General features: G+C 48.8%; 3 protein-coding genes. All 3 read right to left on the reverse strand.

The window, feature by feature from the left end:
- A partial coding sequence (locus KDK18_RS09265; protein WP_373691163.1) for a TraM recognition domain-containing protein occupies window positions 1-477 on the reverse strand: 477 nt, incomplete at its 3' end.
- Between the two features lie 214 nt (window positions 478-691).
- Complete coding sequence (gene traF, locus KDK18_RS09270) at window positions 692-1,117, reverse strand: conjugal transfer protein TraF (RefSeq protein WP_373691164.1); 426 nt, start codon at window positions 1,115-1,117, stop codon at window positions 692-694.
- The gene (locus KDK18_RS14730; protein WP_373691165.1) at window positions 1,075-1,413 is read right to left on the reverse strand and encodes a DUF4400 domain-containing protein; all 339 of its coding nucleotides are present in this window, start codon (window positions 1,411-1,413) and stop codon (window positions 1,075-1,077) included. The genes traF and KDK18_RS14730 overlap by 43 nt, the downstream gene beginning before the upstream one ends.
- Between the last annotated feature and the right edge of the window lie 39 nt (window positions 1,414-1,452).

The raw sequence follows: 1,452 nt of genomic DNA on the forward strand, positions 1-1,452 counted from the left end.
GTATTCCAGATTGGGCAGCTCACCAAGCAGTTGTGGTGGAAACAAGTCTCCGGTTTCTTCCAATTGTTGTTCACTGAGGTTTCCGGTGAATTCCATGGGGCGGTTAGCATCGGTGCTGATGCCCTGATTGCGGATAAAGTAGCGGTAACGAACCGGCGGCAGTTTATCGGTGATAAATTTCTGGGTGTCAGGGTTCTGCGTTCTCAGGCAGATAAGGTGATTGCAGTTGTCTATAAACTGTTGGGCAGCCGCTTTCGAGCCCAACTGAGCTTCAAAGTCAGCCAGCGTCTGGGTAGCGACGTATAACCGGAATTGAGCCCCCCGGCCTTTGTTAAGCAGGGACAGAAGTTGAGGGCAAAGCACTTCTGCGGCTTCATCGACAAACAGGTTGATGGGTTTGTCGTTGCTATCTGCGTAGTTATAACGATCCCCTGCCACGGCTGCTTGGTGAGCTGCCCAATCTGGAATACGTTGCACGATTGGGCGGCGGACGTTTATTGAAAGGCAGAATCCCGATTCTTTGCTCGCCAAAATCCTGGTAGTTCGGACTCATTTCTTATATGAAAAATTCTCAAAAACAAATCAGCCCATTCGCAATCTGGTGTTTCGGGCTTGGCCTGATATTGCTCTGGTTGGCGTTTTCAGGTCAAAACATGACCCAGTACCTGTACAAAGAGCAGCAACAATATGCTCAAAGGCTGGGGCAGGAGAACGCTGTATGGATTATACGAACGTTTTCATCCAGCAATGGGTCACCTTCAATCACCTGTTTTCCGACACGGGCAAACCGTTCTGCTTTTTCTTTTATCAACCTGTCGAGATAGAGGTAGTTACTGACGTTTTCTCTACTGGGAAGCTCGATGGCTTTGTCCAGGTATAGACCGATGTTATTTCTGATCCATGCGGTTGTGTGTGGCTGGTGTCTTTTGGTTTGATCGTTGGCTTCATTCTCGTCGGTTTCTGGCTCGGCAATCTGCTCATACCAGAACCAGCCTTCAGAGTGGCGGCTAAACCATTGTTGTTCAGCTGAAGCAGTCACTGAATATATTCCGACTAATAGCAGAACGAAGGGCATCAGACTTTCTTCTGCCAGTTGGCTGTCCACCATCCCAGACATAGTGCAGCCAGCCAGGCGGCGGCAGGAATCAGCAATACTGGAACCGGTAAAGGGATGATTAGGTACAGGAATAAACCCGGAATCCATTTTGATGCCCGTCGGCTCCAGAGGTTTTGCAATGGACTGGTATAGTGAAAATCGTGATAACGGATTTTTCGGATCAAAAGGCCGTCGATAATGGCTGCAATAAACATCACGCCCCAGAATGGCAGGCAAGCCAGCAATACGGAGATCCGATAGAACAGCTGTCGTATCAGACTAAGGAAGTTCTTAACCACACTCTGAAAGATTTCCATGGCCTTTGCCAACCCTTCACCCGAGTTTCGGTCTATAGT

Source organism: Endozoicomonas sp. SESOKO3, from assembly GCF_024606255.1.

Bases quoted from the DNA above. Each gene is read 5' to 3' on its own strand.
- KDK18_RS14730 (WP_373691165.1), bottom strand. From the start codon at position 1,413: ATGGAAATCTTTCAGAGTGTGGTTAAGAACTTCCTTAGTCTGATACGA.
- traF (WP_373691164.1), bottom strand. From the start codon at position 1,117: ATGTCTGGGATGGTGGACAGCCAACTGGCAGAAGAAAGTCTGATGCCC.